General features: G+C 57.9%; 11 protein-coding genes. 3 read left to right on the forward strand and 8 right to left on the reverse strand.

Annotated features, from left to right (window positions below; all coding sequences use genetic code 11):
* Positions 1 to 110: 110 nt before the first annotated feature.
* Genes ACR0DO_RS17750 through ACR0DO_RS17760 form a run of 3 tightly spaced genes read left to right on the forward strand, consistent with a single transcriptional unit; the run spans position 111 to position 2,132 of the window.
* On the forward strand, positions 111 to 554 hold the full coding sequence (locus ACR0DO_RS17750) for a hypothetical protein (protein ID WP_170448874.1): 444 nt from the start codon (positions 111 to 113) through the stop codon (positions 552 to 554).
* Positions 555 to 581: 27 nt separating this feature from the next.
* Positions 582 to 1,559: a hypothetical protein gene (locus ACR0DO_RS17755; protein WP_480560802.1), complete on the forward strand. Its 978-nt coding sequence runs from the start codon at positions 582 to 584 to the stop codon at positions 1,557 to 1,559.
* A gap of 15 nt (positions 1,560 to 1,574) precedes the next feature.
* Complete coding sequence (locus tag ACR0DO_RS17760) at positions 1,575 to 2,132, forward strand: hypothetical protein (protein ID WP_480560804.1); 558 nt, start codon at positions 1,575 to 1,577, stop codon at positions 2,130 to 2,132.
* Between the two features lie 554 nt (positions 2,133 to 2,686).
* Here ACR0DO_RS17760 and ACR0DO_RS17765 read toward each other — a convergent pair.
* The 8 genes from ACR0DO_RS17765 to ACR0DO_RS17800 form a co-directional block, all read right to left on the reverse strand.
* Positions 2,687 to 4,030 carry a ferredoxin reductase family protein gene (locus ACR0DO_RS17765; RefSeq protein WP_480560806.1) on the reverse strand — a complete coding sequence of 448 codons (1,344 nt, stop codon included), beginning with the start codon at positions 4,028 to 4,030 and terminating at the stop codon, positions 2,687 to 2,689.
* Positions 4,031 to 4,367: 337 nt separating this feature from the next.
* Entirely contained in the window at positions 4,368 to 8,426 is a 4,059-nt protein-coding gene (locus tag ACR0DO_RS17770) for a beta strand repeat-containing protein (RefSeq protein ID WP_480560808.1), read from the reverse strand.
* A gap of 789 nt (positions 8,427 to 9,215) precedes the next feature.
* The gene (locus ACR0DO_RS17775) at positions 9,216 to 9,737 is read right to left on the reverse strand and encodes a helix-turn-helix transcriptional regulator (protein ID WP_480560810.1); all 522 of its coding nucleotides are present in this window, start codon (positions 9,735 to 9,737) and stop codon (positions 9,216 to 9,218) included.
* A gap of 140 nt (positions 9,738 to 9,877) precedes the next feature.
* Complete coding sequence (locus tag ACR0DO_RS17780) at positions 9,878 to 10,735, reverse strand: LytTR family DNA-binding domain-containing protein (RefSeq protein WP_170448863.1); 858 nt, start codon at positions 10,733 to 10,735, stop codon at positions 9,878 to 9,880.
* 851 nt (positions 10,736 to 11,586) lie between these two features.
* Positions 11,587 to 12,831: an NAD(P)/FAD-dependent oxidoreductase gene (locus tag ACR0DO_RS17785; protein ID WP_480560812.1), complete on the reverse strand. Its 1,245-nt coding sequence runs from the start codon at positions 12,829 to 12,831 to the stop codon at positions 11,587 to 11,589.
* A gap of 15 nt (positions 12,832 to 12,846) precedes the next feature.
* The gene (locus tag ACR0DO_RS17790; RefSeq protein ID WP_480560814.1) at positions 12,847 to 13,857 is read right to left on the reverse strand and encodes an Ldh family oxidoreductase; all 1,011 of its coding nucleotides are present in this window, start codon (positions 13,855 to 13,857) and stop codon (positions 12,847 to 12,849) included.
* A 57-nt stretch (positions 13,858 to 13,914) separates the two neighbouring features.
* Positions 13,915 to 15,435 carry a trimethylamine methyltransferase family protein gene (locus ACR0DO_RS17795; RefSeq protein WP_480560816.1) on the reverse strand — a complete coding sequence of 507 codons (1,521 nt, stop codon included), beginning with the start codon at positions 15,433 to 15,435 and terminating at the stop codon, positions 13,915 to 13,917.
* 16 nt (positions 15,436 to 15,451) lie between these two features.
* Positions 15,452 to 17,905, reverse strand: coding sequence for a GcvT family protein (locus tag ACR0DO_RS17800; protein ID WP_480560818.1), 2,454 nt, complete (start codon positions 17,903 to 17,905; stop codon positions 15,452 to 15,454).
* Between the last annotated feature and the right edge of the window lie 29 nt (positions 17,906 to 17,934).

The following is a 17,934-nucleotide window of genomic DNA, read 5'->3' on the forward strand; positions in this document are numbered from 1 at the left end:
GGCCATTTTCTGCCGAATAACCCGCTTAAACAGAACCTCATTGCATCGACTCGGCCATGAGGTGCAAAATCGACGTATTATTTCAATCTATACTTTGGGCGGGCCAGAACATGAGCCGCGAGCCATTCCAGTTTGAAGATTTTCCCCTTTCCTTCGCCGAGGCGTCGCAGGCGAACTATTTTCGGTGCGTCTGTGAACACGTCGTGGACGGTGACACCATTGATGTCGTCGCTGATCTGGGCTTTCTCACCTACAGCTATGTTCCAATTCGTCTCAAAGGCGTGGATACGCCGGAATTGCGGGGCACCAGTGGGGTCACGCACGAACGGGCTGTTGCAGCCTTCGCGCTGACACGTGACCGGGCATTGGGCCGCAAGATCCTGTTACGGACGAGCAAAGGCGCGCGATCCTTCGATCGCTTTGTCGGCACCGTGCTTGTCCCGCCCGAACCCGGTGGGAACCCCACTGAAGGTGTCGAAACCGTTTCCGGCACGACTTGGACCTCGCTCACTACGCTTCTGATCGACAGCGGTTTGGGGGACGCAATCGATTAACCGACCCGGCCATGACAGGAGGACACAATGATCGACACGACGTGGCATGACACACAAGTGCTGAACGGTATCGGCCCCGTAATGGCCGAAGCGCTCTCAGGCGTTGGCATTCACCACTCCGAACAGCTCTTGGGTCATCCTGATATCGTCCTTGCGCAAAGCCTGGCCGATCTGGGCGGGCTGACGGTTGAAAACCTGATGGCAGAATTCATCCCGCAAGCACGGCTTTTGCGGCTCGACGGGCTTAGCGAGGCACAGGCCCTCGATCTTGCCCAACGGGGACACGACTATGGCACGCTGATGCTTTCGGATGCCGAAGACCTCATGTCCACGCTGGACGGTGCGGGACATCCGGCTGCGATGCAAGATCTGCTGAAAGCTCAACTCGGTGCGGCACAGCGCTATCAGAAAGGCACGCTTCTGGTGCGTGTTGTCGACCCGGACTTGCAGCCCGTAGCCGATGCCGAGGTGTTCATCATCGACCCGCCTGGCAGCGGCACAGCCGTCGCCTGGACCTATCGCACCAATGAACGCGGCTATGCCCTGATCGAAATGGTCGCCGCCGGACAAAGCGCGATCCTCGCCTTTGCCGATGATCGTGCCGCCTATCTGCCGATGGCGCTGACTGCACAAGCGCGGTCGCTGATGTTGGTGCTTGATCGCGACGCGCCAGATGGGATCACGCATGACGAGGCAGTCGACGGCCCCGTCGCCATGGCTGTACCCGCCAGCCGCCCACAAGTCGATCTGGCTGATCTGGCCGATGGCACATTGTTGGAATATTCGGGGATGCACGAAAACCATGGCGTTCTCACAGTATTCTTTCGCAAACGTTTCAAACTGACCTGGCGGATCGAAATCACCTCGGTGTCGCAAGATGACCTGCCTGCCGGGATCAACCCCGGCGCGCTTCTGCTCTGGACGGGCAGTGCGCTCACCGACACTGGTCTTACCAGCCTCGAAGCCCGCCTCACCCTCATGCAGGGCGACCCCCTGCCAATCTGATTCCGGAGACCTGCCATGCCCCCGCCTCCTCCACCCAATAACTCGTCAATCACGGTCTATCAGTGGACCTTTGGACCGCTTGGATCGCCCTGTGGCGCCTGTATGCAATTGGGAGCAGTGCCGTCGCTCGTGCGTCGCTCCAGCCCGCATGCCTTCTGCGTATGTCTGGGCGACATTCCCACACCCTGGCCGTGTACTTTTCAGGGCCGCTCAAACGTCGAATCCGAGACCGAAACGTTCGAAGTTCCGGGCCCTGTCATACCGGCCGGAGGCAGCCGGAAATGGACGACCTCGGCCTCAGCGACAGGTAGCGTCTCGGTCACCGGCGAGGGTGACGGAACTGCGGCTACCGTGTCAGGCAGCACGACCACAGGGGAGTCGACAGAATGGAATATCAGCAATCCAAATGATGATATGGCAGTTCAGTTGTTCGAAATCTGGAACAACATCAACGAAAGCTGGGTCGATACGGTGGAATGCACCGTCGTGGGTTTTACCGTGACCCATAACATCCCACGCAGCGAAGCACGTCAGGAATTCGGGGGGTTTATCTCACGACCTTTCGTCCCTTGACAACTGAGGGGTGGGTTCCTTCTTGCCGCAACCATTCCGAACGAACAGAGCTGACGAAACGTGTCCAGGTGATCCGGAAATGACGTGAAAGCAGAACCGGAAGGCCGGTGAACTGACACGTTTGCCGACCCGACACCCAACTTCTTCAGAGCAGAGGGCTTGGGGCCTTCCCCATTTGATTGACAATGCAACCGCCATAGTGGGTCAAGTCTCAAGCGACCTGGGAAAAAACGGTAAGTTCTGGCCGAACGTCAGAAACGGCCACAAGAGCTCAACGCAGCATCGGCGTCTTTGGGTTCAAAGCTGACGTCGGGCGATCGCGGCGTCTTTATCGACGACCCCGCCTCGCCGAGGTGTAGAACGGCCCATAGCCGACATCCAATCCAACACCTTGATGCTGCAACGGCAGCCCCTTTGCCGCCATTTGCCGATGGCGCGAAACCAAGTGGTGGCCGAATTCGCGGTCTGCGGACGCCGCCGAAACAAGAATGCGCGCGCGAGCAAGGGCCCGGTCAAAATCCGGGTCAAGTGACAGAGCCCGTTCTTGCGGCGCTTCAGCCTCGACCGGACGGAGGTATGATCCGCTCCAGCCGGTTAATTGTACCGTAGTTCGAAAACCGGTCTCTCAACCACTTTACCAAGCGTGTGAACCCGATACCGGTTCGAAATTCAAATTCTTCATAGTGGAACCGCCGCGAAGTGACGCCGTAGGGCCTCAACCCTGCCCGAAGCGACTCGCGAAGGGAAGCTGGGCCACAGAACGAAACCAGGGCTCGGGACAGGTTCGGCCCAATCTCGCCTGCAATCTCTTTCGCGGTGATCCTCTGACCTTCATCCGAGACGACAAGGTGCAGGCGCAGGTTCGGTTTCATCTCAGCCAATCTTTCGATTTCGCCCAGATGCGGCGCGCCCGTGCGCGACCTGACGCAATAGAACAGATCTACAGGCTCGTTTTCAGCATCCAGCGCATCCGCCCAGGCAAGAAAGGGCGTGATGCCGATACCACCGGCCACCCAAACCTCGGGCGCTTTTCCGACATACCGGAACCTTCCGAACGGCCCTTGAACACGCACCATCTGGTCTGTTTTCAGCGCACCTTTGAGGATGGCTGTATAGTCCCCGAGCGATTTTACAGTCACGCGCAATTTGCCGTCGGACCCGATCTTTGAAAAGCTGAACGGGTGGGGTTCATTTTTTCCGGCACCAGTGAAACGCAGAACACCAAACTGCCCGGGCTGCGGGTGTAGCCGATTGCCTTCCGGCGCAAGTGTGATGGCCAATGCTCCGCCAGTGGTTTCAAGCTTTGCGATCCTGTACCTGTAAGACGGGCGCAGTTTGTCCGGTAGCAGCATCCACAGATAGGCCGCCATGCCGACCACACAGAATGAACCTGTATAAAGCCCGGCAGGATCGGTCATGGCAAAGGGTTTCGTGATCAGGAAGAAATGCAAAGCTCCGAATGCAAACAGGGCGCCCATGGCTTTGTGGGTCCACTTCCACAAGTGATAAGGAATAAAGGTCGCAACTGAGATGAGAACCAGCAACAGCAGGCCATAAAAGCTGATTTCGCCGAGGGATTCAGCAAAGTCACTTAGTGCGGTTTCGCGACCCACCCCGCGCATTTCAGCCCCTATAGTATCATGCAAAAGAAGCGCGCCCATGGCCACGATGCCCGCCCATTTGTGCAAGACGTAAACGCGGTCCAGCCCACCGAACAAATGCTCGATACCCGTCAGGCGCGTGGACAGTATCTGGCCCCACGCCATAAGGACCAGCGCGGCAAGACCCAGATACTGGGAAAACAGCGCGGCTTGGTCAGTGATACCCGGCAGGGAGAATAGCTGATATGCTGGGACTAGCGTTGTTGCGCAGATCAGAATGAGGCCAACTGGATTCATCTCGGGTCCTTTTTGAGAATGGGGTCGCCTTTACCTGAGAAGCTGTTGCGTCCGACAAAATTGGTCTTTTGGCAGAATTCAAGCGACATAGGCCGAAGGTTTATGTCCCGCATGGCGCTCAGTTCGGCCTAAACTGACGGAGCTCACGTCCACCTCGTCACTTTGTCTGGCCCTGAAACCCCGAGAGAGTTTGTGGACCACCTGTGCGAGCGGCCTGAGGTGATCCACGGAGACAGACGTTTTGGCGAGTTGCTATCTCAGGGCCACGCACAAGAAGATCGAGGTGGCCAATGGGAGTTCTCTGTTTTGACTTGCCAAAACACGAGTGACCTCCGGTTTAGAACTTCCATTCGTAGGATGCCCAGAGGGCCTGTGTTGATACATCAGCCCCGAGGGTTGATCTTGCTTCAAGGTGCAGGATTCCCCCATGATCGAAGGGCTTTTCGAAGTTCAGCCCCACCTCGCCAAAGGTGTCGGTGCCTCCTCCGCCTGAGGCCAGAGCAAGCGTATTGCCAAATATGGTTACATCCACGACTGACGGCGCATCTGCATCCCGGCGGACTGCCGCCAATGAAGCTGAAAGACGCCCACCAAGCGTGTAAGTCGCGTATTCACCACCGATCCGGGTTTCATTGAACGTGACGGTTCTGTCCCCCACTGTTGCATTGGCGGAACCGCCTGTTTCGGTGTAGCCATCCAAATTTTGTTCGCCGTACAGAAAGCTTGCCCTGGGGGTCAGGATCGCGCCGTTTTTCAAGGCGAATTGCCGTTTCGCAGCAACCAAGGCGGTTATCATGTCGCCGGAATAGTCAGCCTCTGACGTATCACTCCCGACGGGGCGAGACTCGTCAGTGTCCAGATCACCATATCCCAAACCAAAGCTCAGATCGGCAAACCCGAAGTTCTGGGCGACGATACCGCTGATAAACACACCCGAGGTGTCAAAGGACGAAGAACCAAAGGTGCCATCGTTCTCGAAATAGCTGGCCCCAAACCCGTATCGCAAACCGGTTCCAAGGTCGCGGGTCGCGCCTACGCTGACGCTCCACATATTCGAGGAAAGCGACGTAGAACTGCCGCTTGCCGTCCCATCACTTCTGCTGCCACTCACCGAGACGTATGGCCGAAAGCCGTCGATAGGGCCGCTCCCCCGAGTGCTGAGCACAACCCTGTCGCGGCTGACATTGTCGACCTCACCGTTGTCCAACTGACGTGCAAGAGTGTATGACAGCCCCGCGATCTCGAACGATTGGTTTGTGTTCGGCTGTAGTTCGGTGGCGTCAAACGAGGCATAAACGGGTGCCGCGCCCCCTTCATCATCAACAAACCAACCTTGCGACGCCGAGGACACAGACGTCGTGAACACACCGTTGGCCGTGTCATCGTCCTGGAAACGATAAACAACCCGTCCGCCGATATGGCTCAGGTTAACATCGTGATCGCTGACGCGAATGGTGCCGTCGATATCCGCAGAGGTTTCGACATTCAGCGTGCCGCCGCCGTCACCCAGAAACACCGCATAGCTCCTGCCGGTAGAAGTGGCAGAGACGTCGCCCATCACATTGACTGTGCCTTGGGCGCTACCCACAAAAATGCCATATGCTTCCGTGTCCGTGCCGCCGTTGGCAGAGACCGAGATCGCGCCGCTATGGCTCAGAACGCCACCAGTGGACAATACGGCCGTGGTAATACCGTGCGCGCGGACAAGCGAGTCACCTTGGGCTGAAACCGCGATCGCTCCGCTATTCGAAACTGTCGTATCGATCTGGTCAAAAGCCATTCCGACGGCTGCAACGGTAGAAACGTTTTGACCTATCGCAGAAACCTGAAGGGTGCCGGAGTTGAACACGTCCCCGCTGTCCCGAACGTTTGCACCGATAATCCCAGCTGCAAAGGCTGAGGAGCCCTGGTCCGCCATCGCGCCGACAGAAATGTTACCGCTGTTGGACAGCTTGCCACCGACGTGAGAAAACCGAAGGCCCAAGGCGGAGGCATTCAAACCTGAGGCCGAGGCCGCAATCGCGCCCGAATTCTCAAACGAGCCGAAACCGCCCATCGGGTCTTCGTTGATGTTATCCACGTAAATCCCGCTGGCAACAGCGCGTTGGAAAGGAAAGGACGCGCCCGAACCGAGTGTCGTCGCACTTGCTGTAATACTTCCTGAATTTGAAAAACTGCCGTCGATGGCGCCGAGGAAAATCCCGCTCGCTCTCGCAGTGCTGGTTCCCGAGGCTATCGCCGAAATACCCCCGGAATTATCGACTGAACCTTGAATATCATCCAAACTCAGCCCTTCTGCACCTGCAAACGCCGCCTGGGCGGATACAGATATGACGCCCGAGTTGCTGAACGTACCGGCAACATCAATAGCATTAATCCCATCTACGTAGGCAGAGCTTGTGCCGATGGCCTGAGCCGTAATTGCACCGCTGTTATTGAAGGCCCCATCAAGGTTACCTCTTATTTCGATCCCTTCGACGTATGCAAAGGACCCTCCCCCAGCGGCCGCCGATATTGTCCCGCTGTTGGTCAACGATCCATCAATGGCACCGGTCAGAATGCCGGTTGAACTGGCGGAACTGGTGTCGATCGCCTGGACCATGATTTGACCACTGTTTTCCAGCGTGCCCGCTACACGGCCCAAAACCCTGATCCCCTCGGCACCCGCCCCTGATCCTTGCCCCACGGCGGTGGCAGTGATCGTACCGGTGTTTGTCATGGCCCCATTTGCCGCAATGGAACCTGCGCGAATGCCTTCGGCCGAGCCACTGGACCCGTGACTGGCAACCATGATGTTCCCGCTGTTGAAAAGCGTCCCCGAAACCGTCGAAGACCGGATGCCAATAGCCTCTATGCTCGATCCGTTGTCCACTTGGACAGCGATTGAACCAGAGTTGCTCAAAGCGCCGCCTATTTCGCCAACATCAATACCATAGGCGGACGCGTGACTGACGGCATCGGCCCGAACGCTGATGTTGCCCGAGTTCTGAAGTGTCCCGTTCAGCCTTCCGGTATCAATGCCTGTCACCAGTGCTGACGAAGATGTGGCGACGGCCTCTAAAGTTATTGTGTTGGTGTTGATCAGGGAACCGTCGACGTTGCCAGTCTCTATCCCGATGACGTTGGCGCTGCTGCCTTGACCAATTGCCCTGATAGCTCCGTTATTGGCCAAAGTGCCCTGAACGAAATCCGTCGAAATGCCGATTGCGGCCCCGTTGCGGCTCCCATTTGCTAAAGCTACCAATTCTCCATCATTGGTCAGCTGATTGCGCACCTCACCAGCCTGAAGCCCAACAGCCGTGGCTGACCCGTTGCTGGCCAAAGCATCTGCAAGAATGTTCGCCCTGTTCAACAGAGTACCAGTGACGTTACCCGCCCGAATTCCGCGGGCTGTAGCAGAGGTGACACCCTCGGCAATGGCATTGACAGGCCCGGAGTTCGACACACTGCCGAGAACATCACCAAACTCCAACCCATCAGCACTTGCGGTTGAGGTTGTCGCTCGGGCCTGAACAATCACGATACCCGAGTTATCAAAGCTGGCACCGGCAGCAACACCTCCAATGTCAAACCCATCCGCAATCACGTTTCCACCACGGGCCAGCCCGACAAGAAAGCCAGTGTTTGTCAGTGACCCGGTCAGGTTGGAAACTTCGACGACGTCCAAAAAAGCACCGCCGGTATTGCCCGCTGTCATCATGACCGTAAGTGGGCCAGTGTTTGTCAGGCGACCGGAGAGGTTTGTGATTTCAATCGCGTCCCCATTAGCATTGTTTCCAGCAGTTGCCGACACATTGATGGCACCGACGTTATTCAGATTTCCATTCAGATCGCCAATGCCAAACCCATCTGCACCGGCAATAGTTGAGCCGGTCGCGGAAACATTGATGGGGCCAGAGTTATCGACCACCCCGTTGATCGTCGTTAGAGAAATACCGTCCGCGATGGCCTGCCCGCCAGTGCTTGAGACATCAATATCAATGCTACCGCTGTTACTCGCGGATCCATTCACAACGTCGACCACTAACCCGATTGCTTCAGCTCTACTGCTGTTGCTGCCCCGCAGGGTGATCGTCCCGCTGTTTGCGAGTGTGCCGTCGACTTGATTGGTCAAAATTCCCACTGAGGTTCCGATGGTCAGCGCTGAATTCGCGATGTCAATGACACCAGTGTTCTGCACCGATCCTGTCGTGACGCCCGAAACATCGACGCCGAAAATGACTGCTGTATCACCAAGCGCCGCACCCATAGAAATTGTTCCCGAGTTCAGGACGGTGCCGGACAAATCGCCAGTGATGTCGATCGCTGCGCGGGTCCTGACGTTCGCCTCGGGGGCTGTCAATTGCCCGGCATTCGTCACAGTGCTGGAATAATCCGCCACGTTGACCTGAACCAAGGCAGGCCCCGGCAAGCGATTGATGCTAATCGACCCGGTGCTGGTGATGGTATGGTCTTCATCCACACTGCTGATCAGGGGCGTAGTTCGCGGGCCGTTCACAACCTCTCCCACCGAGGCCCCTGCGGACACTGCCAAAACGGAGGCAGAGCACAAGAAGAGCGAAGGCGCAATGCTCGCCACTTGTCCCTTCCACTTGGTTAGACGCCCCCCGCGCGCAAAAGCGCGTACCCGCTGCTCGACCTGCATGTTTTCTGCCCCATCTGGCTAATATTTTTTGTTGTGAACGATCAGGACTGATTACCCAGCGTCATCCGCTCAATGCGCATTTGCTCGCACACTCAATACTGGGCTTGAAGGGTCAAAAAAGGCGAGAATACGGCTGTTTCACAGGTATTGAACCTTAGTTTATGTCGCTTACACCTTAGTTTATCGCAGCCTGAAACTTCGCGATTTCGAAGACATGAAGAGCGGCCCGACCAAACCGTACGCTTTTAGTTCTGCGCAGGCAGCACGGAACGCATAGGTTGCACGGCTGACCATCAAAACACGAAAATGAACGGTTTGTCGGCTCTATCAAAACTGCAGCTTGACCGAGGTGCCTGGATTGCGTCACCGTCCTTGGGCTTGAGGGTAAAGTTCACTCCAGCAGGGCGCCGTTCTGTTCGAAGGGGTCTTCGCTCCAGACCAACAACGGTTCAAGAATAGACATCTGCATGCCGGCACCTTGACGACGTGCCGCAGGCTGAGCGCCAGTCAGAAATACTACCAATCACGCTCTAAGCGCTGTCACTTTGGTTTCGATCCGTCACCGGTAAGATCTTCCAAAAGGGCGCTGAACAGCTGCGCTTTGTTGGAATAGCCTGACTTCCTGTAGATTGAGTACGTTTGCGCTTTCACTGTGCCTTCTTTCGCATTTCTGGCTTCAGCAATCTCCGCTGTGGAACATCCTTTCAGAAGAAGCCGTGCGACATCCCTTTCGGCTTTGGTAAATGCCCACTTTTCAAAGTAACTCATCAAGAGTTCCTCAAACGCTTCTGAGGCGCGGGTCGCTTTGCCTTCCAGCTTGGTGACGTGGTTCCCCATTCGAAGCAACTCTACTCCCAGAACAGCGATCGCCCCCAACAAACACAGCATTACGATGATTGCCCAGATGTGGTACTCATCCCAGTTGTGCAGCCACTCCCATCCCATCGCCTCGCTGAACTCTTCCAGGAGCATCACGAGTGCTGCAGCAAGTGATGCGAAAAAAGATAGTGCCAGACGTTCTTTGGAGGGCGTCATAGTGGGGTCTTTCAAATTGCCGGTCATCTTTGCGCCAGTCGTTGTTTCTTATGTGCGGATCAAGCTGGTCAGTTGACCATCCTCGCCATGCAGAACGCCTCGATGAGGAAAAATTGAGCAGACGAGATGTTGTTAGAGGGTCGAGCACTGATGCTGCCCGAAAAGGCTCAGCATTGAGCCCGTTTGTTTTTGGTTGCTTTATCCGCCTGCTTGGTTTCGGGAGTCTGCGCTTTTCGTTGTTCGATTATTTCTTTAACCTTGGGCACTATCTTTCGGCTTATCGAAAACTGATCACCCCCCGGAGTCACTATGTATGGGTTCCCATTTCTGTAAACGAGCTCGCCCATTTCTTTCTTGGACAGCCACCTCGACCGATGGACCAACAGACCGGCATCGGAATCCAGGTTTTCTGCGGCGCTTTTCAGCGTCATTCGTATCAACTGTGTTCCGTTTTCAGTTGTAACCGATACATATTGGTTCTGAGCTTCAAGCATCAGCAAGGGTCCGCGATTTGCCTCGTCTAGCCTCATCTGGATCGGGCAGTCCAAGTGCCTTGGTGGGCGCCGGAACAGGTACTTCAGGGGGTCGTATCCGAAACCGTTTACCGCCTGCGCTCTGAAGTGCAAAAATATAGCGTAGGTAATTACGCTAGAGACAAACGCAGATGTGCAATAATACAGAATTGCGTGTCCAAAAGATGATCCGCCCGCCAGCAAGTAAGTTACAATAAAGGTTTTCAGGAACAGAATTATTAGATAGCTGCCTAAAGCTGCCCAAAAGACGCAAACTGAATTTCGAAGAGACCAGTAGAACAGAGTGGGCCCGGCAAAAAAATAGAACGCATAAAACGCAATAACCCATGCCAGCACATACAAGGCGTGCTGAAGCTGGCTGATGTTGGGAACTGCATGCCCGCGCTCCACAATTACGAGAGCTAGAAAAATGACGGCATAGGCTGAAATGAAGACTTTGTCTTTCATCAAGCCACGTAGCCAGACCGTAAGTTCAGCCTTCGTCAGCAACAAACTTTGCTCCCCAAGCGATCATCAATTCGGACATACCTGCTTTCCGCCGCTACCGAAAAACTGAGAGCTGGCGCAAGACTCGTCACAAACAGGTTCTTGTGGAGGGTAGTAATACCGCGACCCAGAACCGCCAAGTAGGTATTGAATGGGCTTTGGGCATAGAGTCCCCTTTCAAACAAAAACCTGATGCGAGTAGCGGGACGCTTCGGTCTGCATGCCACCTGGACCATTTCCATCCCCAACTTGTAGCCCCGCACGCCTTTAGGTTGCAGGGGTTTGATCTGCGAAAAGTTGAATCTGCGCGACATGACTATTTCTGTTGTGACCAATTCTGCGCTTGGTTTTCAGTCCGGAAGAGCAAGTTTCTCAAGGTCGGCACTTTGCGGAACCTACAGTGTAGTTGCCCTCATCTAAACCGGCTGACATTTGGGAATTCCCGCTTTGGTGTGAATAACTGGCATTTTGGTGCGAGTAACGTTCGGCGGTGATTTCACTGTCGCCCTTCTTTTTCGTCAGATTGCACTGTTTCCGCACTGCAACGTCGCGAGCGGCCAGCCAACGACGAACAAAGAACGCAGACATAGCCCTGTAACGCCCGATTTTTGGCTGTCTGTTCGAATCCACGCGGCTTGATGGCGAGGGGAGGCCGCGCGGCGTCAACGGCCCCCGGCCTCGTTGACAGACTAACTCTGATTTCGGCTGCATTTCACCAAAAAACACTAAAAAATGTAAGCTTTGGAATTCAAACGCCTCTAGTCGAACAGGGACGAGACGGGTGTGCAGGCGCTGTTTCGATTAGGACTGAAACGTATCCCAACGACACCCAAAGCGACTGCGCTGCCGACGGTCGCTCATCCCCGGAAACGATCCGGGCTGAATGCCTGTATGTCGGTCCGGGACTGCCGATTTGCAATCTCGTCCGCAACCAGCAGGGCCGTTGTTGCACCCAAAGTCAGGCCCAATTGCCCGTGGCCCGTTGCAAAGGTGACATTCGCCAGACTTCCGCTTCGGCCAATGATCGGTCGGGTGTCGGGTGTCAGCGGCCTCCGTCCGAACCGGCGTTCTGCGCTGCCCGTCTTTAACCCCGGCAGAACCCGCCGTGCCTTCTCTACCAATATATCGGCACGGTCCCAGTTTGGGCGCGCGTCGGCACCGGCAAATTCAATTGTCCCGGCAACGGCAAGCGCGCCGTCGTAGGGCGTGATACCGAACCCGCCCTTTGCGTAGAACACGGTATGGGACAGGTCGACACCGCTGTTCTTCAAGGCGGTGGAATAGCCGATGACGCCTTCGATCCGCAGCGGAACGCCCAATTCTGCCGCCAGATCGCGGGAGCGCGTGCCCGCAGCCAAGACAAACTCGTCAGCCGTAATGGCGCGGCCATCGCGCAGCTTCACGGCCTTTACCTGACGGCCGTCCCGGTCAAAACCGACCGCACTGTCAGGGATGACCGTTCCCCCACGCGTCAGAAAGGCGTCATGCAGCGCCTCAACCAATCGCTTGGGGTCGGTCACGAAACTCCAGTCGCGCAGCAGGGCAGCATGTTTGAAATCCGGCGCAATGGCCGGGTCGATGTCATGTGCCTCTGCGCCGCTGACTTCTTCGATCGAGCACCCTAGTTCGCGGGCCAGATCAAAGGCGGCGGCCATGTTGGCGCGATCGTCATCGCCGTCAAACAGCTTGATGACAGGGCGTTCCACCAACAGGTCAGGCCGCCCGATATCAGCCAGTTGCGCCTTGAAATCCGTGGTCGCCAGAAAGGTCAGCCGCGCCAAGTCCGCCGCAATGGCCCGCATTTTCGAAGGGCGCGCATTGGCGACAAATCGGGTGAACCATGGCATCAATCGCAGGGCCGAGCCCGGGCGCAAGGTCAACGGCGCCTTGGGGTGCATCAACAGCCCCGGAACCTTCGCCAGCATTCCGGGTTGGGACAGCGGCACGACCTCACCCACCGCGATGCAGCCGCACGAGGCCCAACTGGCGCCCTCGCCCACCGGGCCCGGCTCGATAACGGTGACTTGATGTCCCTCGGACTGCAAAGCCAGCGCGCACGAGATACCCACGACGCCGCCGCCGATCACCACCAGATCAGGCATGTTTTGCGACCTTTCCTACAAGGCCTGCAACTGCGCCAGCAGGTCCGGTGCGACCGGGACTCCGTTCGCCTCGGCCGCCGCGCGGTTTTTCAACCGTCCGTCACCGGGAACGCGCGCGGTGCCGTTGCCCTCGATCTCGGCGCAGATGCGGGTGACGTAGTCGTCGAACGCCGGGTTGCCAAACCGGCTTGGGTCAATCGCGATCAGGGTTGCGCCACCTTTGACGTTGAGGGCGCCATGAGCCTCACGCTCCTGATTGTCGACCGACAGGGTGCCGCCGGCCAGCGCCGCCCCCAGCACCTCGATCAGGAAGGCAATGGCCGCGCCTTTGTGTTCGCCAAAGGGCAGCAGGCTGCGGGTTTCCAGAATGGCGTTCGGATCGGTGCTGGGCTGGCCATCGGTATCCAGCCCCCCGGCGCGCGGCAGATCATGGCCCTCGGCCGCGGCCATCTTGATGTCCATCAGCGCCACCATCGAAGATGCCTGATCCCAGACAATCGGATCGCCCCCCGGACGCGGGCACGCAAAGGACATCGGGTTGGTGCCAAAGACCGGGCGCACCCCACCCTGCGGCACAACCATGGACAAAGAGTTCACGACCCCTAACGCCACAAGCCCCGCCTCGGCCAGCGGCCCGGTGTCAAAGCGCAGCGCGCCCAGATGATGGCAATTGGCGCAGGTAAAGGCCGCAATCCCGTTCTCGCGCGCCATCTCAATCAGCTCTGCCCGTGCCGCCAATGCGGCTACCTGATAGAACCCGTTGTCGCCATCGCCACGTAACACACCGGGCGCTATTCGCTGAATTGATGGCGCAGCCTTCGGGTTGGCGTAACCCGATGACAGATATTGCGCGTAAACCGGCAACAAGCGCAGTCCATGACTGCGGGGGCCATCGCGTTCGGACATCCGTACAAGATCTGCTATGACTTCACTGCTATGCGCATCAAGGCCAGCGGACACAAGGACGGATTTGGCCAATGCCTTCACCTCTTCGAGTGAGAGCGTTTTCGTCGGGGCGTCGGTCATTAGCTTCATCCTGTCCTTATGTCGGGCTTGCGGGCGCTTGCGCGCCCGTGTTTTCCGTTACGCGTTCTGATATTCCAGCTTCTTCTTGGCAACAAATTCGTCAAGTGCTCCACGCTGATCATCCGGCATCGGCGGCTTGACATAGTTGTCCAACATGCGCTGAGCCTCTTCATTGCCGACGGTTTCAGCGGTTTTCGACCCTTCCGCTTCCCACTGTTCGAAACTGTCATTGTTCTGCAGCGGGTTCATGTGCAGCGGGTTTTCCCTGGTGTGGTCTGTCCCCAGGAAGTGACCACCGGGGCCGATTTCGGCAATGTCATCCAGGATTGCGTCCAGATTTTCATCCTCAAGCCCGCTGAAGAACCGGTGGAAGTTCTCAAGCTGCCGGGTGTCCTGAACCCATTTCGAATAGCTGACCCCAAGCGCGCCTTCCAGAAAACCTGCCGAATGCACGATGTAGTTGGCCCCGCCCAGCAGCACCGGCCACATGGTGTTGGCCGTATCGAACGCCGCCTGCATGTCCGGAGATTTCGCGCCGGTCCACATCGTACAGGTCCGCCACGGCACGCCATAGAATCGCGCCATCTGGCCTACCAGCAAGTTCATCAGCCCCGGCTCGGGCGAGCCCATCATCGGCGCGCCGGTCTTCATCGACACACCCATGATCGCCACGCCCAGCACCATCGGCGCGCCACGGCGGATGATCTGGCTATAGGCCATCCCCGCCAGCGACTCTGCGATCAGCAGCGCCACACCGCCCTGCGGGCTGGCGGGCGTACTGGCCCCGGCCAGAACAAAGGGCGACAGCAGGCAGGGCTGATTGGCCGAGGCATAGACGCGCAAGCTTTGCAGCATCGTTTCGTCCCAGACCAGCGGCGTGTTGCAGTTCAGCAGCGCGGCCATCACCACGTTGGTATCGACGAAATCCTCACCGAACACGATCCGCGCCATTTCAACCGAATCCCGCGCCGCCTGCTCTGACAGGACCGAACCCTTGATCGGCTTGTCGGTCAGCGTCAGCGCGGCGTGGACCAGCTCCAGATGGCGCTGCGGGACAGGGACGTCCTGCGGCTCGACCGGCAGAACGCCGGGCACCATCATCGACTGGCTCATCTGGCTGAGCTTGAAAAAGTTGTGCGCATCCTCCAACACCGAGGGCCGACGCACTCCGTCCAGACCATAGACAAATGGCGCGCCATAGGCGTTGGCGAACACTGAATGCTGGTTGCCGACCCGCAACGAACGGTCCGGGTTGCGCGCCGCGTAACCCCATTCCGACGGAACCGCCGAGATCAGGTCCATCAGCATGTCCCGGCCGATGCGGACCCGCTCGCCCTGAACATCCGCGCCGTATTTCTTCCAATCGGCCAAGGCGACCGGGTCGCGGAACTCGATACCGGTGGTTTCAAGGATCGTCATCGCGGCGTTGTGGATTTTCTCGACCCCTTCGGGGCCGAGCAAATCAATCGGGCCGATCTTGCGGTTCAGCGTCGGCAGGTAAACCGGTGGAGGGTTGGTGCGAGCCTGAACCCGTGCTGCGCGACCACCACGGCCAGGGCGTGCTTTGGCGTCTGCCATATCAAATCCTCCCAGATCAGGCGCGCGCACGGGCGCTGGTTGGGTCAACGGCGCAGGTGTCGATCACCTCGGCATCGCGCATTTCATTGTGCACCAGCACCTGCATCTTTGTGCCCGGTGCAGTCATGCCCTGCGGCACCAGCGCCATCGCGATGTCGTGGTTGCAGTAATACGAAAACCCGCCCGAAGTGACGCGACCGATCAGCTTGCCATCAGCATAGACCCCTTCGTCGAACATCACCGAGGTATCGCAGAACGGCAGTTTCAGCGTGACCAGAGTATTGTATCCGCCCGTTTCCTGCTGCTTTTGCAGCGCGGCTTTGCCGATGAAATCACGCTCGGCCACCTGCCCGCCGATCTTTTCGGTCATCGCCACAAAGCGGCCCAGATCGGCCTCATACGGCGTCAGGTCCTTGCAGATCTCGCGGTTGATAGCGCGATAGGATTTCTCAAGCCGCATCGATTCCAGCGCCTCAAGGCCGAACGGTTTCACACCCGCCTTCAGCAGCAGATCAACAAGGTGGCGGTTGTATCCGACCGGGTGGTGCAGTTCCCATCCCAACTCACCGGTATAAGACACGCGCAGCAGGTGTACGCCCTTGGCATAGCCCACCTCACCCATCTGGGCCGACAGCCACGGGAAGGCTTCGTTCGACAGGTCGTTATCGGTCAGCGGCTGCAGGATATCCCGCGCCTTGGGCCCGGCCAGAGCGATCACACCCAGCTGCTCCGAGATATCCTCGATCACCACCGACCCGTCGCGCGGCAAGACGCGCTGCAACTGATCCCAATTGTAAGCGCGCCAGTTCGGGGTCGAGATCAGATAGAAATCGTCCTGCGCATAGCGGACGATGGTATATTCCGCATCCATGCCGCCTTTGTCGTTCAGCATCAGCGACAGGGTCATGCGGCCCACTTTGGGCAGCTTGTTCGCCATCAGACCGTCCAGCCACTTGGCGGCACCGGGACCGCGCACAGTGAACTTGGTCATCGGCGACATCTCGATGAAGCCAGCCTCTTCCCTTGTGCGGCGCACCTCTTCCTGCACCAGTTCCATGTGGTCGGTGCGGCGGAAGCTGTGTTCGGGGATTGCCTCGCTGGGTGACTTGGCAAACCAACGGGGGAATTCGTAGCCGTTGAAGCTGGTCCAGACCGCGCCATGGGCAGTCAGCAGATCGTATGATCCCACAGTCTTCATCGGGCGCGCATCGGGGAAATCTTCGCCCGGAACATGCGCATCCATATGGGTGCCCCAGGTTTCGCGCACCTTGTCCATGGTCCAGCGCTTGGACGCGTAATCCGAGAACCGGCGCGGGTCGAGTTCCGACATGTCCATGCCCGGATCACCATCGACGATCCACTTTGCCAGACGATTGCCCACGGTTCCGCCCCACAGGATGCCGCCCGGCATACCTTCGGCCAGCCACAGGTTTTCATGCCCCGGCGCGGGACCGGCCAGAGGCAGCTCGTCAGGCGTCATCTGGAACGGGCCGCGGGTGTTGGCCTTGATGCCAACCTCGCCCAGGGTCGGAACCCGTTCGATGGCGCGCTCCCACTGGGTTTCCACAGCGTCGAAATCTTCGGGCAGCAGATCCGCCCCGAAATCCGGCGGCACGCGATCTTCGGCGAACAGTTTGAGGTCTTTGGTGAACTCATAGGGGCCGAACTGGATGCCACCGACATCCTCACGCAGATAAGCACCATAATCCTCGTCCCGCAGGATCGGGAACTCCGTCAGGCCCTGCGCCCGGCGCTCTTTCAGCAACGGCACGGTCTCGGTTGTCCAATACTGGTGCACGATCGGGATACACGGCAGGTCCAGCCCCACCCGGCGCGCGTTTTCGCGGGCATAGTTGCCGGTGGCAAAGATCAGGTGTTCACAGGTGATCTCACCCTGATTGGTTGTCACCTTCCAGTGGCCATTGTCCAGCTTTTCATAAGATTGCGCTTCGGTGTTCTGGTAAACCTTTGCGCCCGCGTCCCGCGCCAGCTTGGCCAGCGCCATGGTGATATCGGCCGGGTTCACATAGCCGTCTTCAGTGTGCAGAATACCACCGCGAATGTCCGGGCTTTGGTTCAGCAGGGGATGGATATCCGCAATCTCTTCCGGCGTGACCAGCTTGCAGGGTACGCCTGCGGCCTCGGCAATCGAGATGTAGGACTGGAACTCATCCCAGCGTTTCTCGGTATTGGCAACCCGCAGCTGGCCAACTTTGCGCAGGCCGACCGAGGTGCCCATCTTTTCTTCGACCTCGGAATAGATGCAAATGGTTTCCATCGTCATCTTCGACACATTGTGCGACCGCACAAAGGTCACCAACAGCCCCGCTGCGTGCCAGGTGGACCCGGAGGTCAGCGTCGTGCGCTCCAGCATGACCGCGTCCGAACAGCCATGCTCGGTCAGACCATAAAGGATCGATGCCCCAACGCATCCGCCACCGACAACCACTACTTTTGCGTGCGACTTCATTCAATCGACTCCCTAACTTGCGCCAAAAA

The sequence above is a fragment of the Ruegeria sp. AM9 genome (genome assembly GCF_056540565.1).